Annotated in this window: 24 protein-coding genes and 2 pseudogenes; 19 read left to right on the top strand and 7 right to left on the bottom strand. The window is 61.1% G+C overall.

Annotated elements, in window-relative coordinates; genetic code table 11:
• Positions 1–512: 512 nt before the first annotated feature.
• Together tnpC and CTP10_RS34755 are read right to left on the bottom strand one after the other, a co-directional pair.
• Positions 513–857 (bottom strand): Tn3 family transposase post-transcriptional regulator TnpC, encoded by a 345-nt coding sequence (gene tnpC / locus CTP10_RS34760; RefSeq protein ID WP_116322789.1) that lies wholly within the window; start codon positions 855–857, stop codon positions 513–515.
• Positions 850–3,849, bottom strand: a complete 3,000-nt coding sequence (locus tag CTP10_RS34755) for a Tn3 family transposase (RefSeq protein ID WP_116322790.1) — start codon at positions 3,847–3,849, stop codon at positions 850–852. The genes tnpC and CTP10_RS34755 overlap by 8 nt, the downstream gene beginning before the upstream one ends.
• A gap of 122 nt (positions 3,850–3,971) precedes the next feature.
• Here CTP10_RS34755 and CTP10_RS34750 point away from each other — a divergent pair, with 122 nt between their 5' ends.
• The 7 genes from CTP10_RS34750 to CTP10_RS34720 all read left to right on the top strand — a co-directional run bounded on the left by CTP10_RS34750 (position 3,972) and on the right by CTP10_RS34720 (position 10,217).
• Positions 3,972–5,102, top strand: a complete 1,131-nt coding sequence (locus CTP10_RS34750; protein ID WP_116322791.1) for a DNA-binding protein — start codon at positions 3,972–3,974, stop codon at positions 5,100–5,102.
• Between the two features lie 217 nt (positions 5,103–5,319).
• The gene (locus CTP10_RS34745) at positions 5,320–6,354 is read left to right on the top strand and encodes an H-NS histone family protein (RefSeq protein ID WP_271815954.1); all 1,035 of its coding nucleotides are present in this window, start codon (positions 5,320–5,322) and stop codon (positions 6,352–6,354) included.
• A gap of 175 nt (positions 6,355–6,529) precedes the next feature.
• Positions 6,530–6,796, top strand: a complete 267-nt coding sequence (locus tag CTP10_RS34740; protein WP_116324074.1) for an H-NS histone family protein — start codon at positions 6,530–6,532, stop codon at positions 6,794–6,796.
• Positions 6,797–6,872: 76 nt separating this feature from the next.
• Positions 6,873–7,631, top strand: coding sequence for a tol-pal system protein YbgF (ybgF, locus tag CTP10_RS34735; RefSeq protein ID WP_271815953.1), 759 nt, complete (start codon positions 6,873–6,875; stop codon positions 7,629–7,631).
• A 437-nt stretch (positions 7,632–8,068) separates the two neighbouring features.
• The gene (locus CTP10_RS34730; RefSeq protein WP_116324028.1) at positions 8,069–8,896 is read left to right on the top strand and encodes a hypothetical protein; all 828 of its coding nucleotides are present in this window, start codon (positions 8,069–8,071) and stop codon (positions 8,894–8,896) included.
• Positions 8,896–9,735, top strand: a complete 840-nt coding sequence (locus tag CTP10_RS34725) for a hypothetical protein (protein ID WP_116324030.1) — start codon at positions 8,896–8,898, stop codon at positions 9,733–9,735. Before CTP10_RS34730 ends, CTP10_RS34725 begins: the two co-directional genes overlap by 1 nt.
• A gap of 104 nt (positions 9,736–9,839) precedes the next feature.
• On the top strand, positions 9,840–10,217 hold the full coding sequence (locus tag CTP10_RS34720; RefSeq protein ID WP_147316360.1) for a DUF3168 domain-containing protein: 378 nt from the start codon (positions 9,840–9,842) through the stop codon (positions 10,215–10,217).
• Positions 10,218–10,274: 57 nt separating this feature from the next.
• Here the strand turns inward: CTP10_RS34720 and CTP10_RS34715 are convergent, their stop codons facing one another.
• Positions 10,275–10,784, bottom strand: a complete 510-nt coding sequence (locus tag CTP10_RS34715) for a hypothetical protein (protein WP_147316359.1) — start codon at positions 10,782–10,784, stop codon at positions 10,275–10,277.
• On the opposite strand from CTP10_RS34715, the pseudogene CTP10_RS34710 reads away from it, so the two are divergent.
• The 4 genes and pseudogenes from CTP10_RS34710 to CTP10_RS34695 form a co-directional block, all read left to right on the top strand.
• A pseudogene (locus tag CTP10_RS34710) lies at positions 10,729–11,013 on the top strand (transposase); the annotation flags it as partial. The gene CTP10_RS34715 and the pseudogene CTP10_RS34710 overlap by 56 nt on opposite strands.
• 128 nt (positions 11,014–11,141) lie before the next feature.
• Positions 11,142–11,495, top strand: a complete 354-nt coding sequence (locus CTP10_RS34705; protein ID WP_334223328.1) for an H-NS family nucleoid-associated regulatory protein — start codon at positions 11,142–11,144, stop codon at positions 11,493–11,495.
• Positions 11,496–11,750: 255 nt separating this feature from the next.
• Entirely contained in the window at positions 11,751–12,995 is a 1,245-nt protein-coding gene (locus CTP10_RS34700; protein WP_147316358.1) for an FRG domain-containing protein, read from the top strand.
• Positions 12,996–13,263: 268 nt separating this feature from the next.
• Positions 13,264–14,837, top strand: a protein-coding gene (locus CTP10_RS34695) for an IS3 family transposase (protein ID WP_271815432.1) whose coding sequence is annotated in 2 segments (ribosomal slippage) — positions 13,264–13,693 and positions 13,693–14,837 — 1,575 coding nt in all. Because the reading frame shifts where the segments join, the coding sequence is not laid out codon by codon here.
• Positions 14,838–14,942: 105 nt separating this feature from the next.
• On the opposite strand, the gene CTP10_RS41430 is transcribed toward CTP10_RS34695, so the two are convergent.
• The 3 genes from CTP10_RS41430 to CTP10_RS34680 all read right to left on the bottom strand — a co-directional run bounded on the left by CTP10_RS41430 (position 14,943) and on the right by CTP10_RS34680 (position 15,784).
• Complete coding sequence (locus CTP10_RS41430) at positions 14,943–15,086, bottom strand: hypothetical protein (protein WP_442875265.1); 144 nt, start codon at positions 15,084–15,086, stop codon at positions 14,943–14,945.
• 114 nt (positions 15,087–15,200) lie between these two features.
• A complete protein-coding gene (locus CTP10_RS34685; protein WP_158577740.1) occupies positions 15,201–15,530 on the bottom strand; it encodes an SOS response-associated peptidase family protein in 330 nt (109 codons plus the stop codon).
• Positions 15,531–15,598: 68 nt separating this feature from the next.
• Positions 15,599–15,784 (bottom strand): hypothetical protein, encoded by a 186-nt coding sequence (locus CTP10_RS34680; protein ID WP_158577739.1) that lies wholly within the window; start codon positions 15,782–15,784, stop codon positions 15,599–15,601.
• A 257-nt stretch (positions 15,785–16,041) separates the two neighbouring features.
• Here CTP10_RS34680 and CTP10_RS34675 point away from each other — a divergent pair, with 257 nt between their 5' ends.
• Positions 16,042–16,269, top strand: a complete 228-nt coding sequence (locus CTP10_RS34675; protein ID WP_116323005.1) for a DUF2188 domain-containing protein — start codon at positions 16,042–16,044, stop codon at positions 16,267–16,269.
• Positions 16,270–16,519: 250 nt separating this feature from the next.
• Here CTP10_RS34675 and CTP10_RS34670 read toward each other — a convergent pair whose 3' ends face one another.
• Complete coding sequence (locus CTP10_RS34670) at positions 16,520–16,828, bottom strand: hypothetical protein (RefSeq protein ID WP_147316302.1); 309 nt, start codon at positions 16,826–16,828, stop codon at positions 16,520–16,522.
• Positions 16,829–17,138: 310 nt separating this feature from the next.
• Here CTP10_RS34670 and CTP10_RS34665 point away from each other — a divergent pair, with 310 nt between their 5' ends.
• The 7 genes and pseudogenes from CTP10_RS34665 (at position 17,139) to CTP10_RS34635 (ending at position 24,504) form a co-directional block, all read left to right on the top strand.
• Positions 17,139–17,855: a Crp/Fnr family transcriptional regulator gene (locus CTP10_RS34665; protein WP_116323003.1), complete on the top strand. Its 717-nt coding sequence runs from the start codon at positions 17,139–17,141 to the stop codon at positions 17,853–17,855.
• A 233-nt stretch (positions 17,856–18,088) separates the two neighbouring features.
• A pseudogene (locus tag CTP10_RS34660) lies at positions 18,089–18,778 on the top strand (DNA-binding protein); the annotation flags it as partial.
• Between the two features lie 48 nt (positions 18,779–18,826).
• A complete protein-coding gene (locus tag CTP10_RS34655) occupies positions 18,827–19,042 on the top strand; it encodes an H-NS family nucleoid-associated regulatory protein (RefSeq protein WP_199414711.1) in 216 nt (71 codons plus the stop codon).
• 275 nt (positions 19,043–19,317) lie between these two features.
• The gene (locus CTP10_RS34650) at positions 19,318–19,527 is read left to right on the top strand and encodes a HEAT repeat domain-containing protein (RefSeq protein WP_116323000.1); all 210 of its coding nucleotides are present in this window, start codon (positions 19,318–19,320) and stop codon (positions 19,525–19,527) included.
• Between the two features lie 379 nt (positions 19,528–19,906).
• Positions 19,907–22,126 (top strand): AAA family ATPase, encoded by a 2,220-nt coding sequence (locus tag CTP10_RS34645; protein ID WP_116322999.1) that lies wholly within the window; start codon positions 19,907–19,909, stop codon positions 22,124–22,126.
• Entirely contained in the window at positions 22,126–23,295 is a 1,170-nt protein-coding gene (gene mcrC / locus CTP10_RS34640; protein ID WP_116322998.1) for a 5-methylcytosine-specific restriction endonuclease system specificity protein McrC, read from the top strand. The genes CTP10_RS34645 and mcrC overlap by 1 nt, the downstream gene beginning before the upstream one ends.
• Before the next feature lie 663 nt (positions 23,296–23,958).
• Positions 23,959–24,504 (top strand): hypothetical protein, encoded by a 546-nt coding sequence (locus CTP10_RS34635; protein ID WP_147316301.1) that lies wholly within the window; start codon positions 23,959–23,961, stop codon positions 24,502–24,504.
• Positions 24,505–25,505: the final 1,001 nt, after the last annotated feature.

Genomic DNA, 25,505 nt, shown 5'->3' with positions numbered 1-25,505 from the left:
CTTATAAATATTCCGACCGCGCGTGATTCGTTCCGCCGAGAAGCATGCTACAGGCGTGTCTGCGGTCTGCGACCGCCTGCGCTCGGCTACAGACCAGCCTCCCACGTTCATTCTGTAGCCAGAGAGTGCCGGCGCAAGTCATCGATCCCTATAGATCGGCGCACTCCACGAACACCACTTTGGGCAAATTGTCCCGCGGCAGTCCTTCCACACCGGCGGTCATCGTGCAGGTGTCCCATTGCACAGTGCCGCGCCCCCAACTACCATCGCCTAGCTCTACCATGATTGCACCTGACCTTGCCCACAGAACCACTCGACGGAGAACGGCACGCCGCATAGGGCGCCGGACGCTTGCGGCCGCGATGGTCGAAGGTGTTTCAAAAATCTGAACCGCCAAGTCGGCCTGCGACCAAGATACGCCCAATCCACTATCATAAGCCTTCCAGTTATGATGAATTTTTCTAACTGCAAATTCTGGATATAAGGCGAGCGCTCGAGGCGCGGCAAGCCTGTCACGCGTCGCTGGAAGGTCGGAGAAGTTCTAGTGGGCGCAGCGCGTGCACAGCGCGTTGGAGCACCCGTATCAAGTCTTCTAGTTCCTCCACAATGGTCTCGGCCTGCTCGACCAAGGCTGGATTCGTTGCTCCCGAGACGAGACCGGCACCATTGAGAACCGAATGGGCCATGCCATGTAACTGGAGTAAGTCGTCGCGAATACCTGCTGGCTCACTGACTCGGGTTCGTATCGTATCGACGAGGTCCACAATGCGCAGGATCTCGCGGGTGTCGAAACTGTCCTGCAGGCGATGCAAGGCATCGGTGTCAACCGGGCCATAAGGGGTCTGGGTGTTAGGCATGGCGTGGCTTCCGAATGGAGAATGCGGGGGCAGCGAAAAGACTGTCGTGGATCCAGGCCTCCGGAGTCCGCTCAAGGTTTAGCTTGTAGTCGCCAAAGCGCTTGATGTTGCTGGTGAGATATGGGCTGAGGAAGCCGATGTCGTCTACGTCGACCTTGATACCGTCCTTCTCCATGGCACGAAGCGCCTGCATCATGTCGGCGGTGTTCTGAAGGATCACTGCGGAGGCGATCAGATCGTTGTAGCGCAATCGCTTTTGCTGCTCGTCGGGATCGTTCACTGGCAGCACATCGCCGCCGAACGAAAACCACTTGGCAAAGCCATTGTAGGACTCGATCTTGTTGGTCGTCGCCGTGATTTCCTGGCGCAGTTCGCGGCTACCGATCCACTCCAGCAGAAACACGGTGCGAACAACCTTACCCAGTTCCTGGGCGGCCAGCAGGAGGCGATTCTTGCGACTATCCGATCCCAAGCGACGCAGCAGTAGGGGAGAGGATATGGTTCCGGCCTGGATCGACAACGCGACCTGCATCAGATCCTGCCAGTGAAGGGCGATCAGATCCCAATCCACCGCGCCCGAAAAAAGGCGGTCAATGTGACGATACTTGGAGGTGGGATCGGCTCGGTAAAGTTTCAGATCCTGCCAGTTACGAATCCGCGGCATCAGGTTGATGCCAAGCAGGTAGGTAAAGGCAAAAACGGCAGCTGACTGGCCCTGGGTGTCGGCATGCACCGTATCTGCCTCCACGCTCAAGCCTGCCTTGAGCAAGCCCTCGATGACGTAGACAGCCTCCCACACGCCGGGCGGGATGAAGTGTCGGAATACGGCGATGTAGTTGTCTGCAACATGCCGGTAGGCGACCGCGCCCTTCTTGCGGTAGCGGAAGTGATAGCCCGTGAGCAGGTTATTGTCGTAGAAGTCGTATTGCGTGCCGTCAGCCGCCACGGTCTTACCGTCCCCCCAATGCTTGGGCAGGTCGAGCTGGAGATACAACTCGATCAGTTCGCGCTGCGCGGTTTCAAGCCGTTCGAGACTCATATGCCGCCGATTTACGAACGACATCATGTGCGGCGTCACCCGTTCGCCCATGTGGCGAGCTGCTTGCGTGGGTCCGAGATTGCAGCCCATGGCGAAGATCGTCAGCAAGTAGCGCTCGGCGGCGTGGCGGATCTTGGGATCGCTGCCTGAAAGTGGGCCGAAGTGGCGCGTGAAGTGGGTCCAATGCTCGATGTTGGCCAGCACGTCCAGCAGGTTGCGGTTCGGCATGTGGCGGATCAGCGTCTGCTGAAGCTCAAGCGCGCTGGCGGGGATTTCCTTGGCGACGGTCCGGCGGAGTACCGGCTCGCCGTTGCGGCCAATGGTGACGTGCTGACGCTTATCCGGAAAACCATCGTCCAGGTTCTGTGCCGTCGCGGCCAACCACTGACGTAGGTGTGCAACGAAATCCTGCGCGTTGGTCGGCATCTCCAGCTTGGCACAGTAGTCAGGGATACGGCGCTCGCATTCACGCCAGGGCAACAGATGCAGCCGGTAGTCGGCAAACGCGTCTGAGCCGTCGACGCAGAGGTCGCCAGAGCGCAGTTCGGCGACCATATGCGAAAGCACGCAGAGCTCCAGATAGCGCCGATTAATGCCGGGCCCAAGATTGTCAGAGCGATGTACGAGCTTGCGCCAGCGCTCCGAGGCGAAGCTCAGATCGACGTCGGCGGCAAACCATTCGCGGTGCAGGGCCGCATTCTTCAACACGACTGCCAGTGCGGCCAGCAGGGTGCACGACTGGCTGGTTGACTGCCACTTCAGCACCTCGGCCAGGCGCAACATTACCGAGCGGTGCGGGCGAAAATGCCGCCACAAAAGGGGCAAGTAGTTGTTCCCGCTGAAGGCGCGGACCTCGGCGCAGCTCTCGCGTAAAGACTCCAAATCGCCTGAGGGGGCAAGAAGGCGCCTTACCTCTACGCCGATCTGAGCATCGTCCTCGCCCTCGGCGACGATCTCGACCACGCCGTCGAGCAGCGCGACGAGCTTCTCCATTTGCGCGCGCCGGCGGGACTGGATTTGCTCCAACTCTTCCCGTGCCCGCTTGTGGATGGCGCTCATGCGCCGGATAAACATTTCGACGAGATCGTCCCGCACCCGTACCCGCATTTGATTGAGGAGCGCCACCATCAGCGCATAGCGCTTCTCCGGCAAGATCTCCTTGAGATTGGCCGCGTCCAGGCTCATGGCCTGGCTCGCCAAGGACCGCAGCTTGGAAGCCGGCACGCCTGCCACGGTCTTGGAAAAGTCTCCAATGGTGTCCAGCCAGGTCAGATGCTCGATCAGCAGAGTCAGGTGCTTGCGCGAGGGACGCAGCGCGTGGCGCTTGATGTTGTGATAGGCAGTCTGACGGCTTGCTAGGTCTCGGGTCAGCAACCGGTCAAGCCGGTGCTGCTCGTCCTCGGACAGGCGTCGTCTGATCCGGCGAAACAGGGCGGTTTGCGTGCGAGCGTGGACCTGCTCGACGATGGCATCTAACGTGGAGAAGGATGGCAGTTCGATCTGACGCAGGACCAGGGCATCGATCGTCGCGTTGATGATGTCAACCGGCTGGTCCATCGTTTCGGCGGCGTCGCGCGCAGCACGGATAGTGACCTCGTTGGCATCGGTGCCGAGGTAGGCCTGGATGCCAAGGAACTCTCGCACGGCCGTGTAGTGCCGGAACAAGGTCGGCGACACCTTTCGGTCGTAGCCAAACTTCGTACCTGGGTTCAGGCCGGCGCTGATGCGCACCAGTTCCGGCACGCTGGCAGGAATCGTATCAAGGCTCGGGAAGTGGTGTAGCTGCTGAAAGACCTTCAGGAGCACCAGCAGACCAAGTCGCGATTCTTGCCCGCGTGTGGACCGCGTCGCCCAGTCCAGTTCTTCCGCGCTTGGTGTGTAGCAGGCCCGCAGTTCCTTGAGGGAAAAGACCTTTGGGAAACGCGGGTAGGCGGTACGCTCGACGGTGGCCATACAGGATCTCGACAATCGCTGAAAGGCCGGCCAGCCTAGCTGGGGCAGGTGACAGTTCCGTGCTTATTTCTGCAAGTTATTAGCGCCGCCATCTATATAACCATAAGGCTTATGATAGCGGTTTGGGCGTATCTTTGTTAGGGGCCTTCCCCGAGACCCGCGCGCTCTACCGCGAGGTCTGCGGCCTGCTGTTCTTCCGTTACGGCGTCACGCCCACCGCCAACAAGCTCTACAGCCTGGTGCGCAAGGGCAGCATGGGCACGCCCGCCGAGGTGTTGCAGGCGTTCTGGCAGGAGCTGCGCGGCCGTACGCGCGTCACCATCGACCATCCCGACTTGCCGGAGGCGTTGAAGGACATTGCGGCCGGGGCGGTCCAGACCATCTGGCAGTCGGCCAACGAGGCCGCGTCCGCCGAACTGGCCACGTTGCGCGCGGAGGCGCGCGCCGCCGCCAGCGCTGCTGAGGCCGAGCGCGATGCCGCGCACGCCGAGACCGCGCTGGCGCGCGAGGACGCTGCGGCGCTCGTCGCGCAACTGGACACCGCGCGCCAAACCATCGGGGAGGGTCAGGCGACGCTGGCCGCGGAGCGGCAGGGGCACGCGGCGACCCAGGCCCGGCTGGATGCGGGGCGGGCGGAACTGGAGGCCGCGGGCCGGCAACTGGCGGAACTGCGTACCCAATTCTCGGCGGAGCTGGAGCGAGCGCGCGAGGCGGTGACGCTGGCGCAGGAACGCGCCGAAGCCAGCGAGCGGCGCAGCTTGCGCGAACTCGACCAGGAGCGCACCGCGCGTCAGAAGAGCGAGCGCACGGCCGACGACCTGCGCGCCGAACTGGCGGCGACACGCAGCGAGGCGCGCGATGCCGCGGTGGCGCAGGCGGAGGGCCGCGCGAAGCTGGAAGCGCAGGCCGTGGCGCTGGCCGAGCGGCTCGCGGCCACCGAGCAGGCGCAGCGCAAGGCGGCGGGCGACCTGGACACCGTGCAGGCGGAACTCGCCGCGGCGCAGCGCCGGGCCGAGCGAGCCGAAGCGGAAGCGGCGCTGGCGCGCCAGCTGCTGGCAGAATTGCGGATGGGGCCGCCCGAGCGGCGGGGGGAGAGTGGTGGTGGGCGGCGGCGCAAGGCCGGCAGTCCGCCGGCGACCGCGCCGGAAGACCACGGGAAAGAGCCGGGCAACGGGCAGGAGGCGGCGGCGCTGCCTGGCAATCAGGACGATGGCAACGACAGCAGTGACGGCAGCGATGACAGCAAAAACTGAGCGGGCGGACGCGATCCGCTCATCCAGTCTCTCTATTACGCCGGGACCGAAGACGTCGAATACGACGAGTCGGCAGAAAGGTCCCGACGTTGTACGGCGTTGATTGGGCGCGAGAAGTCGTAAGGAAGGCTTGGCGCAGGCGAGAGCGAACGACACGCAAGAGACAAGGTCTCATCGTCCATGGGATAAGGAAGCGTCTGCACCTGCAGTGACTTCGATGAAGGAGAACGAATTGGCCCCGAAGCAAGTGGTTGAACCCGTTGTCGCGAGCAATGCGACGGACGGACGTCAGATGGAGCTTCCCATCGCTGAGGCGATGCGCGACGCGGATCCCGTCAGTGGTGAAGCCAGTGGTGCAGGCGTCGGTCGTGTCAGCGTTGACACTCAGACCCGACGCTTGGACTTCTGGTCCACAAGCCGGGATAGCGGCCCGACGGCGACGGTGTCATATCGGCGCCGGCGGCCTTACACAGCCCCGGACGCTTCAACGGAAGACGTGGCACCGGAAGCATCGATAGAAGCCACCGCTGCAGCGGAAGCGTTGACTGAATCTGACGCGCCGGAAGCGCCCATTGAAGCCATGCCCTCGGAAGCGACCACTGAAGCCGTGGCCGAAGCTGCGGTTGAAGTCCTGGCCACGGACGAACCGATGGAAGCTGCCGCCCAGGGCGAACTGACCGAAACGGCCGCCCCGGTAGTACCGCGTTACGCCCCAGCTGCGGAAGCTACGCCAGGAGAGACGCGGGCCCCGAAGCGCGGTCGGAAGCCGAAAATCCTAGCTGAAGTTGCCGCTCCGGAAGTCACGGAGACCCCAACCCGGAAGCGCGGGCCGAAGCAGAGAGCACTGCCTGGAGTGGAGGCTGCCCCGGAAGCGCCGACTCAGAAGACGCGAACCCGGAAGCCGCGACAGGAGCAAAAGGCGCCTACCGCAACCCAACGCCCGTCCCAATCCTCACTGCTCGCTCAACTGGCATCTGTCAATGCGCAACTTGAGCAGTTGCGAGCCGCGGAAGTGCCAAAGGTCGTGGAGGAGATTCGGCAGTGGATGCAGGAGTACGACCTCAGCATTGAGGACATTGCGGGCCAGCCCAGTGTTGAGCCCGCTGCCCGCGCTGTCCCGACCAAGACGAAGGCCGCGCCGCTCCCGAGGTACCGCAACCCCAAGACGGGCCAGACCTGGTCAGGGCGCGGTCGGGCTCCCGCGTGGATTGGCAAGAAGCCCGAGCGCTTCCTCATCGATCTCTTGTACTGAACGACAGGTTGGCGGGCGCGGCCGGTCCGCCCCCCTTCTGACTAGCAAACTCGGCAGGCCGGAAGTTCGGCGACCACTGCGCAGGAAGACCAAGGGGAAGAGCTGTGCAACGAGCCGGGGGCGGCGGCGCTGCCTGGCAACCAGGACGAAGGCAACGACAGCAGTGACGGCAGCGATGACAGCAAAAACTGAGCGGGCGGACGCGATCCGCTGGATCCAGGCGCAGATGGACGACTACGGGCTCACCTTGGAAGAGCTCGACGCGGCGGGGTGCTTCGCGCCTCCGCCCCCACCCGAGCCACCCCCACCGCCGCCTCCGCCTCCGGTGGTCTGCTACCGCAACGCGGAAGGGCTGACCTGGGACGGGCAGGGCGAGATGCCGTCGTGGCTCAAGCGGGCCGTCAATGCGGGGCAGAGCGTCGAGTTTTTCCGGGCGGGATAGGCCCGCCGATGCATTTGGCCCTCAGACCAACGGCGATCTGACGAGCGCTCACCGACACAACCAACGACGCCCATCCATGAAAGTACGCGTTTTTACCCTGGTGTGGCTCGCCGCCATGGCGAGCGGCGGTATGCTGCCACCCACGCAGGCACACGCCGGCGTATTCGACGATGAGCAGGCGCGCAAAACGGTCATCAACCTGCGCGAACAGTTCAACAGCTTCCAGGCGACGGCTACCCAGCGCATTGAGCAGAACAGCCGCACCACACTCGACCTGCAGAACCAGCTCGAAGGCCTACGCCAGGAAGTCGCGCGACTACGCGGCCAGAACGAAGTGCTGCAGAACACGGTGGCGACGCTGCAGAAGCAGCAGAAGGACTATTACGCCGACCTGGATGCGCGCCTGAAGAAGTTCGAGCCGCAGCACGCTTCGGGCGAAGACCGCCAGGGCACGTCGCCGCCGGGCGAGAAGCCCGAATACGACGCCGCGCTCAAGCATTTCCAGGCGGGCGACTTCAAGAGCGCCGGGAATTCGCTCTCGTCGTTTATCAAGAAATATCCGCAGAGCCCGTACCTGCCGCTGGCGCAGTACTGGCTCGGCAACTCGCTCTACGCGCAGCGCGACTACAAGGGGTCCACCTGGGTGCTGCAGAAAATGATCCATGCCAACCCGACGCATCCCAAGGTGCCGGACGCCATGATCGCGGTGGCCAATAATCAGCTCGAGTCCGGCCAGAAGGCGGCTGCGCGCAAAACGCTGGAACAGGTGGTGGCCACGTATCCAGGTACCGAAGGCGCGCGTGCGGCGAACAACCGGTTGAAGACGCTGAAGTAAGTGCGGGTCAGTTCGCGCTGGCCGTTGAGGCCGGCGCCCGGAAGGTGGTGCCCTGGTAGTGGCGGTCGCCCTTGGTCTGCAGGAAATAGCACTTCTTATCAATATGGCGGCAATTTCCGGAAAACCTGTACGCCGGGACTTCCGCCCCGGCGACCGGCTTAGATGGGGTTATCGTACTTGGCCCGCGACCTGATACGCCCAATCCGCTATCATACGCACTCCAGTTATGATGAATCTGTCTAACTGCAAGTTTTAGATATAAGGCGAGCGCTCGAGGGGTCCTGGTGCTTTCGGTGCTGCTTGACACGTTCAGCAATCCTTTCTTGCGCCAGCGTTGGCAAGCGACGACAATATGCCATCAAACCCAATGAGTGCCTAATGCACAACATCTGATCGGTCGCTGCCTGTCGGACCGATGCGTTCTGATAGGAGTGGCTTTGATTAGCGTTCTGCACGCCGATGCGTATTGCGGATTCTCGGCCTGGATCAACGACCACGATGCTGTCCACGCGACTGGTGCTCAGCCTGTCTTCGTGGGGCGAGTTCTGTGGCCTGGGGCAAGTGAGCCGGAAGATACGGTGATCAAGCTTTACCCCGCTGACTCGTGCGGGGTGGCAAACGAAGCCATTGGCTTCACGGCGAATGCAATACGGGGCGTTTCCCAACCGGCTAGGGGAGGCGTCATCTTGCTGCCTCAGGGGATGCTGCCAACCTTTGGTGCCGACCTCACGGCATACGTCGACAAGGGCGCTGGCTTGGCTGTATGTTGGGCCGCGACGTTTGTGCAGAACGCCAAGCCGTTTCGCTTCTTGCGTCGCCTAGCCAGTTTCAATCAGAGTCAGCTAGCAGCCTTCTTCAAGAGCAAGTTCGCGCACGTCCTCACTGGCGTCGACCATGTCACAGGTAATAGCGATCGCAGTGATGCCAACTTCCTATACCTGGACGATATGAAGTACATGGCGATCGACCAAGGCTCAGTGGGAGGAGGCCCCTGCTGGCACACCTCGTGGCCAGATGAGATGGCGCTGAATCAACTTAATTTGATGGCGCGGAGGGAATTGACACCTTCGCAACTCTCATCATGGTACACGTCTGTGCTACAAGAGGGCATGGCGACACAGGACGTTTGGCCGGCGGTGTCGGAGCGGGTGCGAGGCGACTTGGCAGGACTCCTGGGCCCGGCGCAAATTGACACAATCGTTGAATACATGAGCGCGCGAGCCAGCAACGGTACGCTTGCGCACGCATGCGGGCGCCTACTCTAATGGACCTCTCTCTTCTTATTTCGCGAGCGGCGGCGGTGCGCGAACCAGTCTTCACTGGAGAGTGGGCGACCCTGTTTTTTCGTCCAGACCTCGGTAGCCAGCAAGACTTCGTCATAGGTGTTGCGGCGGCGATTAAGGGCGACGAGCGTCCATTGCTTAGATGGCTCCCGGCATTCAACAAGCTTTCCAGCCTATACGGTGATGCTCTCAGCGGAATGGACATTCGTGACTTGGTGTCGGGTGCTGAGGCTGCCATTGGCGCGAGCTTCAGGGAAGGACTCGCGAGGGTTTCAACGGGTACGCCGCATATCAGGGTGGTGGCTTGCGGCTACCTCGCTACGGATCACGTCGAGAAGGAACTGACAAGCCTGCTTAAACGCCATGCCGGCGCTCTGTGGGTTGATACCGCGCCGCGTGAGTCGCCAATGGATGATGACTGGGCGTACATGGAGATGCGAAAGGCCTTAGAGTCCTTGCCGCGCAAGATATTTGTGCCTAATCGTGAGTTGACTGTCGGCTCAAGGAAATTGCATGTCGGACTCGACAATGGGACGAGCTTCGGAAATATCCTTTCGGCTCGATATTCCAGCATGCAGACTGTTGAGCGTCACATTTACAAGTCGATCAAAGATGTTCTAGTCGCCCACAATCTTACTCAGCGACACGTTGCGCCCCCCGCGCTATTTGTTGTTCTACCTGATCCGGAAACCCCGGTCGATGGTGCGATTGCGAAGAAGACGGGCCAGTTGCTCGAGGAAGTGCAGGATATGGGGGTCGCTTCATATTCCGATACGCGACCCGAAGCTCTGGCAGGCCAGCTCAAGAGTTGGCTCGCATAACCGTTCCCAATGACCAATAGCCCGCCTCGGCGGGCTTTTTGTTGTCGGTCTCGAACGTAGTACCGGCCGAGACCATCGCGGACAAATTTCCGATGGAGGCGAAAATGAGCTCAATTTACTGGAGAGCAATCACGGTGGCATGTGCTGTCGCTATGGCGGCGCCAGCCTGCCACGCAGACTGGAACACATTGCGCTTTGCGTTGGACGAAGCCCGATCGCGATTGGATCGAATCGCCAAGAGCAGTGATTTTGAGGAGGCCAAAGACAACGCCCGTCGTGCCAAAAATGCCCTTGAGGACGCGGCGATGGCCGCTAGTGATATCAATTGTCCCAGCGCCTATTCGGAGCTCGATAATGCCGCCACACGTGCCAGGCGCGCACGGGATGCTCCGGATGTCGACGAGTTCTCCGACAACTATCGGCGTGCAGTCCGTGGATTCAACGATGCCATTGGCTATCTTAGGCAATGCTCAAAAGCCTGACGCTGATGCTATGACGTGCAGCCCTTTGCTTTTTCAGTTCGCTGGGCCGTCGCCAAATCAGGCCGCGAGACCAAGCGGCAAGGCTGTAGCGTCTGAGATCTCCACGTCCGTACCAACCCGAGCGTGGATTCTTTCCCTGGCCTGGGCAATGTGAGGGAAGCCACGACGCAATTCCTGCCAAATCCGGGCTACCGGAGCCCGAAGGGCTTGACGGCTAGCGGCGCGCAGCGAGTGCACCCAGACCGCCGTGGCCGCATAGGCGGTGGTTTTCCCCTGCTTCTGCAGGTTGATGGCAAGCGCCGTCAGTTGGGTTTCGGCGCCAGGCTTCTTGACCATCAGCGTGAACAGGTCGAGTACCATCATTCCTGCAGCTTCTAGCCCGTGGCGTACATGCGTTGCAAAGACAACGAGCTCGGCAATCTCTTCGTCTGTCATCCGTGCCAGCCCGCTGAGGAACGAGTCGAGTTGCGCGGCATGCGCGCGGTGTGTCCGGCGGTCGAAATAGTGAAAAATTGACGGCTTGCCGGCCCATAAGAAGGAAAGCGTGCGCGAATACGTCGAATCCACTGGCGGCAGATTGACGTTGCACTTCCTGCCAGGCTACGCACCGGACCTCAGTCCGGACGAGCTGGTGTGGAGTCACATCAAGCGCACCGGCGTGGCGCGCAACCCGCTGCGCGCCGGCGAGAAGTTGGAGATTCGCGTCGAGCAACAACTGCGCGGCCTGCAGAGAAAGCGGAGCCTGGTTCGATCATTCTTCGATGTCCCATCTGTCGCATATATTTGGGACTGCTGAGTAAGTAGCGGATCCGACACAGTCGGATATGTCATGACGAAAGCGGCATGGGCTCGCCTGCTGAGCGAGGAAGGTCATCGGTTTGGCACCATCACTAATAACTATCAGCCGCCGAGCGAGGAAAAGGAGTGAGTGCGGACGCCAAAACCACGATCCAACCATTCTCACAAGGAATGCGATCAGCAATTGAACGCGCTGACGCCATCCGCTGGATCCGTATCAGGATGGTGCGACATGGCCTCTCTTTGGAGGATCTGCGTGCGGCGGGTTGCTTTCGCAACGAAGGACCCATCGTGGTCTGCTACCGCAACGCTGCCGGCGAGACTTGGGATGGCGTTGGCGAGATGCCAAGCTGGCTGCGCCGCGCAGTAACGGCAGGTCAGTCGGCGGCGTTTTTTCGCGTTGACCAGCTTACCGATAAAGCCGTCCGGGCGGGACGGCCTCCGGTGATCCACGTCGATAAGCGCACGCCGTTTTGGTAGGCCTAGCCGAGTCGCTTGCCAACGATGCCTTGCCGCTGCATGGACAAGACAACCTGTTCGGGGTCGCGGTGAAGCAGTGAGATCGCGCGTAGCAATACTGCTTGAAGCAGACCGACGCCGAATCTCCCTTTGCTGGACACCATGCTTGACAGAGAAGCGTGGATGGCAAACAGTGGCTTGTCAGGCTGACTTGCCAGGCCACGTTAAGAAACCGGATATGCTTGGCGATTACCTTATAAAGCGACTGAGGATCAAGTGGCAGAACTACAGTATTTCGGCACTATTGAAATCGACGGAAGTACCTCTCAAGCCATGCTTTGCATGGATTCCGACGCCAGCGATACCGGGTTGTTGACTTGGTTTTCAGCTAATACCCGCTTTTTGGGCGCCCGCGTAACAATTCAGAGGGCTTTGCAGAACTGGACCCTGACTGTGAAGATGCCCAACGTCTTTGAGCATCGAGATGGCCAGTTGCGGACGGCAAATCTGACGGAAGAAGACCGACTGCTAGCAGGACGGCTTAGTGCAACTTTGGTGCCCCAGCCCAACGGGTTCTTCGAGGGCTACTGGATCGACCCCGACGAGAACATCCATCACAAGATCACTCTCTATCCGGCGGCTCGAGCACGCGTGAAAGCACAGGTATGTGAGTCGTGGGAGGAGTTCAAGAGCTGGGCCTCGCGGATTCATGATGCACATGCTGTCGCCTACCGCGGCCAAGCCGATAACAAGTGGTCGCTCCAGACGTCATTGTATCGAGCGGGAAGATCCAATCTTTTGCGCTACAGATCGGATACGTTAAATGAGTTCCATAACCATCTGGAAGCACTGACGGGCCTCCACGTCGATCGGCACAATCCAAGCGAATTCGGGCGCATGATCGCGATTGCACAACACCAGGGACTTCCTACTCCGTTACTGGATTGGACGCAGTCACCTTATATCGCCGCGTGGTTCGCACTATCGGATTCGCTTAATCTCCCGCCGCCCTTGCCACCCAATGCGCCCGGCTACGTCCGCGTCTATGCATTGACCACGGCGTTTCGGGATGCATTCGCCTGGGATCCAGCGCCTCCGCTTGACGCGTTGCATCCCTTTGCTGCATTTGTGAATTTTTCAGCACGCGACAACCCCCGCCTTTATGCGCAGCAAGGCCGGTTTGTGATGACGAATATCGGTGACCTTGAGAGCTACCTTTTGCAAATGCAGTCGGTGCCGAACGGATTTGTGCAAGGAAAGACTTTGTTGGTGGCCGCGGACATTCCGAGATCAGTGGCCCCCCAGGCGCTGAAGGATTTGGCGCTGATGGGCGTAACGGCGGCGACCATGTTTCCGGGGCTAGAGGGCGCTTGTCGCATGCTGAAACAGCAAATGTTGATCCAAGAGCGCCTTGCTCCGCCAGTACTACCGACCATCCCTGGTGCGGGCATCCCCAGCTTGTCCACGCATGGCTATACCCCGGGCTCATACCATCACAGCGGACATTCTTCGCTTGCGTAAGCAATGCCCAGCGTGACTTACGATCCTGGTACAGGATATCGGCACTAGGGGGCTGGAAGTCGAGTGCAAAACGATCTCTCATGACAAGGGCAGGGCGCTCGCGCGCGATGCGATTCATCACCGGATGCTGATCGGCATTCATCGTCAGCATCGTGAACGAGAGCCTACCGTCAGGTAAATCGCGCCACAGTCCCGCGAGGCCGCCCCCCGCGGCAGAATAGATGTCGCCCCTATAGAATTTGAACCCTGGGGGCGATGAGAGAGAGAAGTGGCTCGTTACGGGAAGGATTTCAAGGACCGGGCGGTAGCGCGGTTGTTACCGCCGGAGAGTGCGGCGGTGGAAGTGGTTGCAAGGGAACTGGGTGTGGCAGTGGCCACGCTGGAGCGCTGGCGTGCGGACGCTATGTCCATGCCCGCTCGCGAGCGGGCATGGACAGCGGCGGCCAGGTTTGAGGCGGTGCTGGCGACGGCTGCGATGGACGAGGCCAGCAAGAACGCCTGGTGCCGTGAGAACGGTGTGTATCCGCAGGAGTTGGAGCAGTGGCGTGCTGCCGCCACGCAGGCGCTGGCGGAGCCCGAGGATGCGCGCGCCACCCCTCGCGAGACGAAGGCCGATCGGCGCCGCATCAAGGAACTCGAACGCGAGCTGCGCCGCAAGGAGAAGGCGCTGGCTGAAGCCGCCGCCCTGCTGATACTCTCAAAAAAGCTAGAGGGCATCTTCCCGAAGGACAAGGACGAGGACGCATGATCGGCCTGGAAGATCGCCACACGATGGTCCGCCATATCGAAACCGCGCATGCAGGCGGCGCTCGCCTGCGCCTGGCGTGCGAGGTAGCTGGCATAACCGTGCGCACTCTGCAACGCTGGAAGGCCCACGATGGCCTGGTGGTCGGCGACCGCCGCCCCGGGGCCGAACGGCCCACGCCCGCGCATGCGCTGAGCATTGAGGAGCGCGAACGCATTCTGGCCGTTGCCAACGAGCCGCGCTTCGCCGACATGCCGCCGGCGCGCATCGTACCGATGCTGGCCGACGAGGGTGTCTACCTGGCCAGCGAATCGAGCTTCGGTCGGGTGCTGCGCGCCCATGGGCAGACCCGGCATCGAGGACGCGCTAAGGCGCCGCGCCAGCGCCGTCCGCCCACCACGCACGTGGCCACGGGGCCGCGCCAACTGTGGTGCTGGGACATGACGTATTTGCCGGCCGAGGTCGCCGGGCGCTGGTTTTATCTGTACCTCATCCTGGACGTGTACAGCCGCAAAATCGTGGGCTTCGAGGTCCACGACCGCGACGACGCCGACCACGCGGCGCATCTGGTCAAACGCACAGCGCTGGCCGAGGGCATTCACGCCATGGCGGCCAAGCCGGTGCTGCACGGTGACAACGGCGCCACGCTCAAGGCCACCACGGTGTTGGCGATGTTGCACTGGCTGGGCGTCAAGCCCTCGTACTCGCGTCCGCGGGTGAGCGACGATAACGCCTTCGTGGAAAGCCTGTTCCGCACGGCCAAGTACCGGCCGGAGTTCCCGTCTACAGGCTTTGCCGATCTGGTCACGGCACGTACGTGGGCGGCCCACTTCGTCCACTGGTACAACCATGAGCACCGGCACAGCGGCATCCGCTACGTGAGCCCGGCACAGCGCCATGCCGGAGAGGACAACAAGATTCTGGCCGCGCGCCACGCGCTCTATGTTCAGGCTCGTGACTGCAACCCGCGTCGCTGGTCACGACACACGCGCGACTGGTCGCCAATCGACACGGTCACGCTCAATCCGGAGCGCGAGATTGCCGTGCCCACCGGTGGTATCAAGCCAGGAGCCGAAAACCAGCGTTTGGCTGCATGAATGAGGCGACATCTACCTTGACGCGCGCCGGCCGAAGGCCGGCTCATCCTGTAGCGTGATCCGATAGCGCACCGATCGAGATTCATTGTCGGCATAGAACGGCTCCTAGAAGCAGCTCGCCGATACCAGGCACACATAGCAGTGCTTCCAGGCCTTGGCGAACGAGTACTTCGTCGCCACAGTCTCCGAACGCGCGTTGGTCGTGTCGACTTTCTTGCCGCTCGGTGGTATCCGGCCTTTAGGCACCATGCCGAAGCTGGCCAGCACGCAGTCGCGCCACGCGCTCGCGGGCACGCACGATCAGGGCTGCATCGTGCCTGCTGATGCCTGGTTTGAATGGTCGGGCGAAGGCGGCCGCAAGACTCAGCACTTCATCACGGCCAAGGCGATCACGCGACAACCGTTGCGCCACATGTCGGCGTAATAGCGCTTGGTCGGCAGGCCGAGCGGATCCGCGTTGGGTACCGTGGGCGGTTTGGGGTTGTCGTGGGCCCACACCGGACGGTACCCCCACCGGATCTGATCGGCACGCGGGCCGCGATCGGCACCGAGCCGGTGAAAGGTCCAGACCTGGGTCGAGGGCGCGATGTTATAGCGCGCCCGCCCCAAGGCATGCTCGGCCACCGGCGCATCCAGCCCCATCAGGCCGGCCAGCAGCGCGATATCGCTGTAGCGCGCAAAGCGTCCGCACATCCCAATCAGTCCTTTCGTCCGCGGTTTTTCACATAGGTGCTGCTGCGCAACTCGCGCGGGCCAAAAAATTACTCGACCCAGGCCTGGCGCTCCGCAATACAAGGCTCGCCCTGCAACTCCCCGCGCAGAATGTCCAGGACCAGCTGCGTTGCTGTCGCCTGCGGGCCGGACAGCAATTCCTGCAGCTTGTTGGCCCGCTGTACCAACCGGCGCAGCCGGTGCACCCCCACAGCAGGGCCCGGACCTCCGGACATGGGTTTGCGGTCGTAGAGGGCGCGCAGCTGCGCGGCCGATTGGCGCGGGAGCACATAGCGTCAGGGCCAATGGCGAAGGGCGGGGACGCGGAAATACCTGTATATCCATACAGTATCGTACAAGATCCGGCGGCCCACTGAAAAGTCCATCCGCACCACACCTCAGCCGCTGTCTGCACGCCGGTGTCGGACGCCAACTGACAGACAGGGCGCGGGGGCGGCGTAAAACAGGGAGAAAGGCTACACAGGAGACAGCCATGGCAGCCCAAAACGTCCATGTGGTTCCCGCCCGGAACGGCGGATGGACCGTTACCGAAGAAGGAGCAGGCGGCGCCGGCGCGGATTATCCGACCCAGGAGGCAGCCATCGAGGCCGGCACCGCCAAGGCCAAGCAAGTGCGCGTCGAGCTGCTGGTGCATGGCATGGATGGTCAGATCCGTCTACGCAATTCCTTTGGCCACGACCCGCGCGACGTGAAGGGATGACGCCGGTGCGCCGGCCACCGGCGCCCGGGCCTGGATGAATTGGCACCGATGCTGCTCGAGGACCGCAAGCGCGTCCGCGAGACGATGGATGGCTCTACGAAATCAAGCTCAAGTAGGCATCTCGCCACCCGTTGCCTTTCAGAGGCTTGCCTGACAAGGCCGTCCCATGAGGCTGTTGCCTTTAGTCATCGCCGGCTGTTGCTTTTGAACGGTGCGTTGATACAGCATGCGACGGGTGTAGCGCGATGTCTCAAATCGACCCCGTTTCAGCCAGTCGATCAGTGGCCCCGTCCTGGCGCGGACGTGTGGAACTGTTCTTTGCCATCAGCTCTGCATTCCCGCGGATCATCAGTGCGTTGTCGTCCAGCAATTCGGATGCATCGCTGAGCTCCACTTTGAGGACATCGGGAAACAAGACCGAGATGAGCTCGTCGACGGCCTGGTGAGAATCGAAGGGGCCAAAGCGGTAGACCGATGCGCCATCTACCTCTGCAAAGCACCAACCGCCATCCGAAGCCGGGAAGAGAATCACGCTGTGACCTGTGTGCTGGCTATACATGTAGCCCTCCATATTCCCTGCGCGCCCGGCGCCGTCGGTGTTCGGTGCTCACCTTCCACGCCCGTTCGCAGGACAGAATCGACGCAGTCACAATAGGCGAAGGGCTAAGTCTTGTCCGTACGCTACCGTGCAGGTTCTGCCAATACTGCGTATCCGAAGAATCCGATCAGCCACTTCATGCCGCACGAATGACGTCTGCTCCGCCTCCCCGTTTGTGCAGACGGTATATATTGGAATGCGATGCTCAGCCGTCATGGATCTGCTTCGCGTTTTGCCATCGGAACGCAAGATTGTATGAAGGAAGCGGGATATGCTGCCCTTGGAAGTTCCGCGAGGGAATCATCTCTTGTCCGTTCTGCCAGAAGCAGAATGGTCTCGCCTAGCGGCCCAACTTGTGCCCGTTGACCTTCCGCTGGGGCGCGCCATCTACGAGTCCGGCGGCCGCCTGGACTATGCTTTTTTCCCCACCACGTCGATCGTGTCGTTGCTCTATGTCATGGAGAACGGCTCGTCGGCCGAGATCGCCATCGTAGGAAATGAAGGCATCGTCGGAATCGCCATCTTCATGGGTGGAGAAACCATGCCGAGCCGCGCGATTGTGCAGAGTGCAGGAGCGGGCTTCATGCTCGACCGTGCGGCAATAAAAGCGGAATTCAACCGTGGCGGGCCATTGCAACGGCTGCTCCTTCGCTATACGCAGGCACTGATTACGCAGATGGCGCAGACCGCCGTCTGTAACCGGCATCATTCCATTGACCAGCAGCTTTGCCGCTGGCTCTTGCTGAGCCTGGACCGCTTGCCGACCAAAAAACTTCGCATGACGCAAGAGCTGATTGCTAACATGCTGGGCGTGCGAAGGGCGGGCGTGACTGAGGCAGCGCTGAAATTGCAGGAAGCAGGCCTGATTCGTTATCACGGATGCATCGACGTACTGGACCGACCTGGCTTGGAGGCTCGCGTGTGCGAGTGCTACTCGGTTGTAAAGCAGGAGTTCGATCGCCTTCTCCCAGATTTGCAGGCGATCTGAGGCAACCGAGAACGCTCTCCCAATTGCAACACCCCTTCCAGGCGCTACCAGCCATCGTAGATGGCCGAATCCAGTGCCTCACTTTCGGAATCTCGCGTTGCGTGAACGGCGTTGAAAGGCAACACTGCAAAAGGTGCCTATTTAAGTACGACGGCTACCGGATGCTCGCGGCCACCGGCACGCCGCGGCTGAAGTCGAGAAATGGAGCGGACGCGACGCGGTGGTTTCCGGGCGTGCTGGCGGAGTTGGCGTCCGAGCGCCAGGCGCACGCGGCGAGCCAGGGGCGGCTGGAAGCGGGGCGGGCGGAACAGGACGCCGCCGCGCGGCAACTGGCGGAACTGCGCACCCAATTCTCGACCGAGCTCGGACGCGCCAGCGAGCAGCTGACCCTCGCCCAGCAACGGGCCGAAGCCAGCGAGCGGCGCAGCCTGCGCGAACTGGATGCGGAGCGTACCGCGCGCCAGCAGAGCAAGCGCACGGCCGAAGCGTTGCGCGGCGAACTGGTGGGAGCTCGCGGCGAGGCCCGCGACGCGACCGTGTCGCAGGCCGAAGTCCGGGCCCGGCTCGAAGCCTAGGCCGCCGCACTCGCCGATCGGTTCGCCAGTGCCGAGCAGGCGCAGCGCAAAGTGGCGCACGACCTGGACGCAGTGCCGGCGGAGTTGGGGCGGCGCGGCGCCGGGCCGATCGGGCCGAGGGCCGAAGCGGCGCTGGCGCGCCAGCTGCTGGCAGAATTGCGAACGGGGCCGCCGGAGCGGGATGGTCGTAGGCGGCGGCGCAAGGCCGGTGGCCCGGCGCCGAGCGAACGGGAGGCGCCAGGCGAAAAACTAGACGCACAGCAGGAAGATAAGTAGGGCACGCCGACGGCCGCCTCCCACCCGGATGACGGCAGCGACAGCAGTGACGACAGCAACGACAGCACCGATGACAGAAACAATGAGCGGGCGGCGGCGATCCGCTGGATCCAGGCGGAGATGGCCGACTACCGGCTGACCATGGAGGAGCTGGAAGCGGCGGGGTCCTTCGATCCGCCGCCACCGCCACCGACGCCACCCGTACCCGCGCCACCGCCGGTGGCCTGCTACCGCAACGCCTCGGGACAGCGCTGGGACGGGACCGGCGAGATGCCGGACTGGCTGCGGCGGGCGGTCAATGCGGGGAAGAGTGTGGAGTTTTACTGGGTGGGATAAACGAAGCTCGCTTGCTGCAAGCAATGGATTCTCTTATCAATCTTAGTCTTGCAGAAGATATGGCGGATTTCTGCGGAATCCCAGGCGACCCTCGTTAACGCGGAACAGCCGGTGGAGTTTTTTCGGGTCGGATGCGCAGACGGTTCTTCCCACTTCAATAGCGCATCTGTCTAGGGCCGTAAACAAAACGCAAAACGCCCCCCTCGTTGGCGGGCTAGACCGTCGGCATCAGAGATGCGATATTGCGGTAACAAAATCGCCTAAAAGGATTGGCAATGGCCACGAATCAAGAAGCACTCGATGCCCTGATTGATGCCCTTTACAACGGAAGCCATGCGGTGGTTCGAGCTGGTGCAGCCGAAGGCTTAGGCATCATGGGAGGAGAAACGGCACGTGCGGTACTGATCAAGGCGATTCAGGACGGTTCGCATGCTGAAGTACGTGCAGCCGCTGCCAAGGCTCTTGGGTTGGCCACGCATCGATAAGGCAGTATCTAGCTCGCATGTGGCTGCTTTCCCCTCCGCCGCCGGTCTGCGGGTGGGTCAATGCAGGGCAGAGCGTGGAATTTTAGCGGGCGAGTGGTGTGGCAGATTTTTTAGCGAATCAAACTGCGGCGTCGAATCGCCCGACGATGAGCACCGGCCGACGCAAGGCGACACGGCGTTTAAAATCCGCCGATGATGGTCCGCCAAAGGTTCCATCACTGGATCTGGCATCGGGTCGAAGCGGCTGGCAGATTTCTGCGGCGGCCACACCCGTATCGGCCACCGATTGTGCCTTACCACGCGGTGCCCGATAATTTGCCTACATTTCGAGTCAGGCCGTGAGGCTGTCGAGCGTCTCATAAAATCAGGAACGGGTCATATGTCTAGGGATAAGACAGGGGGAGCGTCGGCGTTCTGGTTCGTCGGCGCAAGTTTTAGCGGGTCGATGGATCAGACGGATCGCTTTCTGAAAGAAGGTATCTGGGAAGTCCATACCCCAACCAGCCGGGAATCCGCCCATGTCAATGCCATGCGTGTCGGAGAACGCATCGCCATCAAGTCAACTTACGTCCGAAAGCGCAACCTGCCGTTCGACGCCGGTGACGAGCCTGTCGCCGTCATGGGCATCAAGGCCATTGGGACGGTGATCAGCAATGAAGGGAACGGCCATCAGGTCGGTGTGCAGTGGACCGCCGTCAATCCGGTGCGAGAATGGTTCTTCTACACCTACCGCCCGACGATCTGGCGTATGCGTGCTGACAACTGGAAGGCGGACGCGCTGATCCGTTTTACCTTCGACAACGAACCGCAGGACTTCGAACGTTTCTTGCAGTCGGCGTCCTTGCGTGACCGCTATGGCGCTGGCGACGACGGGCACCAATCCTTCCGCTGGACGGGCTTCTTCCAGGCCATCGCTAACGCACTGCTTGCCTATCGGTCGGATCGCAGTGCGCTTGTGGATGGCCTGCAAAACATCGCAAACCGAGTCGATGTGCTGGACTACTTGAAGAAGGATCGACTGCCGGGCGGTCAACGGGGATTCGTGCGCGATATCTGTCCGTTCACGGTTATGGGCAGCTTCAATCGGGGCATTACGGATGTCAACCGCAAGCAACTCGCGGGCGAGCTGGCCCGATTTCTTGGCGTATCCGAGCCGGTGCCTATATCGTTCGAAGGGGTGCCGCTACTGAACAACCTCAAGTCCTGGTATTTTCCGTTCGAGGACGAACGCCCAGCAGAGCAGATCGATCAGCTTTGGGACGTGTTCGCTGCGGCCATCAACTATGCTGATTCCGACGACGACACCGGGCGCTCGCGTTTCGCTGACGCGTTCGACGCGGTCAACGGCAAACGAGGCGTGGGCTGGAACCTCACGATGGGTCTTTTCTGGATCCGTCCGTGGGCGTTTCCTCCGCTGGACGGCAATTCGCGCCGCTTCATCCGAGAAAAGCTCCTTGCCGAGATTAACACTAATGGCCCGCATCGCCGCTGTAGCGCCGGCGACTATCTCACGTTGATCGATACGCTGGAGCTGCGGTTCCAGGAACCGGACTACGCCGTCCATTCGTTCCCCGATCTGTCGCAACAGGCCTGGGTTTATCAACCGGCAGGTGCCGGGCCGGAAGGCGTAGAAGACGACGGCGATGGTGAGGGTGACGAAGGGGGCGACGTAGTCTCGGAAGCTCTCATTCCGGACCGGCCGATCGTGCCGTATGCGATCGACGACATTTTCAGGGAAGGCTGCTTTGTCGAGCGGGCCAAGGTCGAGCGGTTGCTCCAGCGCCTTGAGCAGAAAAAGAACCTCGTCTTGCAGGGGCCGCCCGGCACCGGCAAGACCTGGCTCGCCAGACGTCTCGCGTTCGCGCTGATTGGCGAGAAGACCGACAGCAGGGTGCGGCGCGTGCAGTTCCACCCTAATCTCTCCTACGAAGATTTCGTGCGCGGCTGGCGCCCCACCGGCGACGGCAAGCTTGCGCTGGTGGACGGCGTGTTCATGGAGGCGGCCCATGCCGCGCTGCGCGCACCGGATCAGAAGTTCGTCGTCGTTATCGAGGAGATCAATCGCGGTAACCCGGCGCAGATCTTCGGCGAACTGCTGACTCTGCTCGAAGCTGGCAAGCGGACGCCAAATGAGGCCATCGAACTGTGCTATCCGGACGCGGATGGAAAGCGCCGCCCGGTGCATATCCCTGACAATCTTTACGTCATCGGCACGATGAACCTAGCCGACCGGTCGCTCGCACTGGTCGACATGGCATTGCGTCGCCGCTTCGCGTTCGCGGAACTGGAGCCCCGGCTTGGCCAGGTTTGGCGGAAGTGGGTCACTACGCAAGCGAAGATGGATGGATCGCTTGCCGATGCGATCGAGTTGCGTTTCGACACGCTCAATCGCACCATCACACAGGATCCTAGACTCGGCGAGAATTTTCGCCTCGGACACAGCTATGTGACGCCAACCGAAGTGCTGGAGGCCGACTCCACACGCCAATGGTTCATCGACGTGGTCGAAACGGAGATTCAGCCGTTGCTGGACGAATATTGGTTCGACGCGCCTGACGAAGCCCGCAAGGCAGGCGACCAACTGTTACACAACTGGTGATGGCAACCGTTCCGGAGACGGTTGACAACGCCCTAGACGCGGTCAGCAGCGGCATGTTGGGGCGTATCCCCGTGCGCAACCTCTGGTTGCTGATGCTGTACGCGTCCGATCTGTATCGCGCGCATGGGAAAAGGTTTGTCGATATAGAAGAAAATCCCGATGACTTGGCGGATATGGTCGCCGAATTGCTGATCCACACGGTGGAACAACGGCAACGCCGCCAGCTCAGTGCCGGTTATCGGTCCTGCGCGGCGATATTGAACCGTGTGCGCGGCCGCATCGACGTGCTGACCACCGAGCGACACCAATTGCTTGCGCGCGGCAGTGTAGCGTGCCGTTTCGAGGCGTTGACAATCGACACGCCGCGCAACCGTTACGTCCGCGGTGCACTGGAGCATATCGCACGCAACGTCAAATCGGGACGCGCCCGCCGGTGTATCGCCCTGGCGAATCAACTGAAGATGGCTGGCGTGTCAGCGGCGGTCCCCACGCGTATGCAGATGAGTGCCGAGCGTTTCAGTCGGAACGATCATGATGATCGCCTGATGGTGGATGCCGCGAAGCTGGCCTTCGACCTCGCGCTACCGACGGAAGCCACCGGATCACGGGCAATGCCGATCCCTGATCGCGAGGCCACCTGGGTGCGCAAGCTCTTCGAGAAAGCCGTCGGCGGTTTCTATTGGATCAATCTTGCGGAAGATGGCTGGCGCGTAAGAACCGGTACCTTCCATCAATGGCGACTAGCCGGCAGGACCGAAGGTATCGACGATATCCTGCCGACAATGCAGACTGACATCATGCTCGATCACGCCCCGACTCGGCGCCGCATCGTCATTGACACCAAATTCACGTCAATCGTCACAAAGAGCCGGTTTCGCGAGGAAGTGCTCAAGAGCGGTTACGTCTACCAGATGTACGCGTATATCTTTTCGCAGAAGGGCGGGGGTGATCCCCATGCCGACGGCGCGGCCGGCCTGCTGTTGCATCCGGCAGTCCATGCTCTTGTCGATGAGCTCGCGATCATTCAGGATCATGCCGTTCGCTTCGGCACGGTCGATCTGGCCGCGCATCCACGAGAGATCAAGGCGCAACTCTTGCGCTTCGCCGACCCGGAGGGGTATGTCATTGCCAAGCCACAGCGGCCAAGGGCTGAGCCACGGGGCGCGTGATATACGTGGCCCGGACTAGTTCCGCATTGCCACCCTTCGCCCCGGCCCGGCGATCGCCATCGTGTGACCCTGGGACGCGCCCCGAGAAAAGGTGGGCTCTAAAGAACGGATCAAGAGCTGTTTGCCATGGCAATCTATGTCGATAAGGCAGTTTGTTATCGCTACTGCAGCGGGTTGTGTGGCGAAACTTGGGTCGCTGAACCAACGAAAGAGTTTCTTACGTTCCTACTGGAGTTACGTCTTCTCAGCGCTAGGCCGGTCGCGGGAGTGTCCAGTGAAGACCCGGCAGCCGCCGGCGCTGCAGCGACGCTCGGTACCTGCGCTGGCGGATTAGTACGATGGCCGACCGGACGAAGACGCGGCACAAATTTCCTTTGGTAAAAGCGACGCTGCGTCGATCACACTGTGCTGCCGCTCTGATAGTTGCAATTCCAGAACATTCGCCGAGATTGTTCCGTTTGCCGAACAAGCTGTAGTGCGCCCACGCTTCTGGGGTAAGGTGCCACCCCGTCGTGGGGAAAGATAATGCCGCCAGTTAGATAAAGTATTAATGGCAAATTCTGTGCTAATTGATACTATTTCGCCCCTGCGGCACCCGTCCAGGAACGGCACGGAGTGACGCAGAAAAAAAGGATCGTTGGGACGGGATTGGGGGACTTTACTATGGACTATCTGAAGCTTGTATCGTCGCGGGCGCAGGAGTGCGTCCGGAACGCGCCGGTGATAGTGCTTGGGAGTGGAGCATCGGCCGCGCACGGCATTCCCGGCATGAACCCGTTAGGCGAAACGCTTGTTGCGTCGGCTCCCCCGGGAACTGCGGAGCACCGGGACCTCGCCAGTTGGGACGATTTCTGCGAGAAGCTGAAGGAAACGGATCTTGAGTCCGCGCTCACGCAAGTTCATCTCACGGAAACGATGACGAGGCATGTCGTCACAACGACATGGGAGTATCTCAATCCATTCGACGTGAACGTGTTCGATCAGGTGGTCGCCAACCGGCGGGTGCTCCCACTGTCCCGTCTGTTTTCGCATCTATTTGACAGCACGCATTCAACCATTCACGTCGTGACACCAAACTACGACCGAATCGCGGAATATGCCGCAGAGGCGGCCGGCTGCTCAGGTAGCGCAAGTGGGACCAAGGGCATTTCGCGATTTCGAAAATCCCATTTCTCCTGCGCTCGAGCAAGGTCGAGTTCCGTGATCTGAGTCGCCTTACCGAACACGTCATCAAACCAGGTTGCGATCCTTTTGTAGTCAGCGCTAGTCTTTCCAATAAAATATCCCGCTTCGATCGTCCCACTTGCGTCGGCACCCTCTGCACCCAGCCCGTTGGTCGACATGTTTGCCGACGACACCACGGCGCCCGCAGCGCTGATCACCACCTTCGCATGAAGCCCAGAAAGCTTAAGGACGACGCAATGAGGGCGCTTCATGAGTGAACGAATCACTGCGGGATTGCAAGCCCCCGACTCCAAGTCGCAAATGATCTGGCAACGACCTCGCAGTTGATAGTCAGCACCGGCGCCCCAAAAGGCGACAGCCAATCGAACCTGTTCAGAGACACCCTCATCAATCAGAGTTTGAATTTTTTCTGCTATGGCTCTGCCAGAATCTAGGAACATCGTTGCTACCCCATGAGTGCCTTTAGGCGGAGTGCAATCATACAACCGTCACCCAACGAGGGCGGCGTTGCGAGTGTGTGGCAGCTCACCAGCTGTAATGGCGGCTAGATTCCCCTCGAATGACCGTTGACGGAGCGAAGCACTCGCGTGAGTGTCCAGATGTCGGCCGCGACGAATGACTCTTTTTGGCTGCCGCCGCTGCGCTCCCTCCAAACTCGCAAGCGTGGACAGGATCCACGTGGCGCCGGCGTTGCTAAGGCGCGGCAATAAGGTTCGATAATGCGCAGTTATCTGCGCAGGATGGTGCAAAGGTAAGCGGCGGCCGCTGCGCGCGAAAGACGTAAAATGGGGAGGCTGGACTTCGCAGGTGACAGCGGCGAATGAAAGCCCATCAATAGTTTCACCATCTCGAAATTACACCTGTTGTCTCTAGCCGACGCATCTGCGCCGTTCGAGTCTTCCTCAACACGATGACGGCTATCCGAGTCCAACGGTCATTCGCCCTAATGCTGCTCCGGCAGACGGTCGACATTTCAGTCATTCGGCAATCAGCGCGCCAACGGCAGAAAAGGATCGGAGCAGCTA

Source organism: Cupriavidus sp. P-10 (assembly GCF_003402535.2).
Classification (GTDB): domain Bacteria; phylum Pseudomonadota; class Gammaproteobacteria; order Burkholderiales; family Burkholderiaceae; genus Cupriavidus.
The sequence above is the reverse complement of the archived record's forward strand: the minus strand, read 5'-3'. Positions and strand labels throughout refer to the sequence as shown.

Bases quoted from the DNA above. Each gene is read 5' to 3' on its own strand.
- CTP10_RS41430 (WP_442875265.1), bottom strand. From the start codon at position 15,086: ATGGTGCCTAAAGGCCGGATACCACCGAGCGGCAAGAAAGTCGACACG.
- CTP10_RS34665 (WP_116323003.1), top strand. From the start codon at position 17,139: ATGCTGCCCTTGGAAGTTCCGCGAGGGAATCATCTCTTGTCCGTTCTG.
- CTP10_RS34740 (WP_116324074.1), top strand. From the start codon at position 6,530: ATGACAGCAAAAACTGAGCGGGCGGACGCGATCCGCTGGATCCAGGCG.
- CTP10_RS34725 (WP_116324030.1), top strand. From the start codon at position 8,896: ATGGACCTCTCTCTTCTTATTTCGCGAGCGGCGGCGGTGCGCGAACCA.
- CTP10_RS34670 (WP_147316302.1), bottom strand. From the start codon at position 16,828: ATGTATAGCCAGCACACAGGTCACAGCGTGATTCTCTTCCCGGCTTCG.
- CTP10_RS34650 (WP_116323000.1), top strand. From the start codon at position 19,318: ATGGCCACGAATCAAGAAGCACTCGATGCCCTGATTGATGCCCTTTAC.
- CTP10_RS34745 (WP_271815954.1), top strand. From the start codon at position 5,320: ATGAAGGAGAACGAATTGGCCCCGAAGCAAGTGGTTGAACCCGTTGTC.
- CTP10_RS34720 (WP_147316360.1), top strand. From the start codon at position 9,840: ATGAGCTCAATTTACTGGAGAGCAATCACGGTGGCATGTGCTGTCGCT.
- CTP10_RS34635 (WP_147316301.1), top strand. From the start codon at position 23,959: ATGGACTATCTGAAGCTTGTATCGTCGCGGGCGCAGGAGTGCGTCCGG.
- CTP10_RS34680 (WP_158577739.1), bottom strand. From the start codon at position 15,784: ATGTCCGGAGGTCCGGGCCCTGCTGTGGGGGTGCACCGGCTGCGCCGG.
- CTP10_RS34755 (WP_116322790.1), bottom strand. From the start codon at position 3,849: ATGGCCACCGTCGAGCGTACCGCCTACCCGCGTTTCCCAAAGGTCTTT.
- ybgF (WP_271815953.1), top strand. From the start codon at position 6,873: ATGAAAGTACGCGTTTTTACCCTGGTGTGGCTCGCCGCCATGGCGAGC.
- CTP10_RS34685 (WP_158577740.1), bottom strand. From the start codon at position 15,530: ATGTGCGGACGCTTTGCGCGCTACAGCGATATCGCGCTGCTGGCCGGC.
- tnpC (WP_116322789.1), bottom strand. From the start codon at position 857: ATGCCTAACACCCAGACCCCTTATGGCCCGGTTGACACCGATGCCTTG.
- CTP10_RS34655 (WP_199414711.1), top strand. From the start codon at position 18,827: ATGGCCGACTACCGGCTGACCATGGAGGAGCTGGAAGCGGCGGGGTCC.
- CTP10_RS34645 (WP_116322999.1), top strand. From the start codon at position 19,907: ATGTCTAGGGATAAGACAGGGGGAGCGTCGGCGTTCTGGTTCGTCGGC.
- CTP10_RS34675 (WP_116323005.1), top strand. From the start codon at position 16,042: ATGGCAGCCCAAAACGTCCATGTGGTTCCCGCCCGGAACGGCGGATGG.
- mcrC (WP_116322998.1), top strand. From the start codon at position 22,126: ATGGCAACCGTTCCGGAGACGGTTGACAACGCCCTAGACGCGGTCAGC.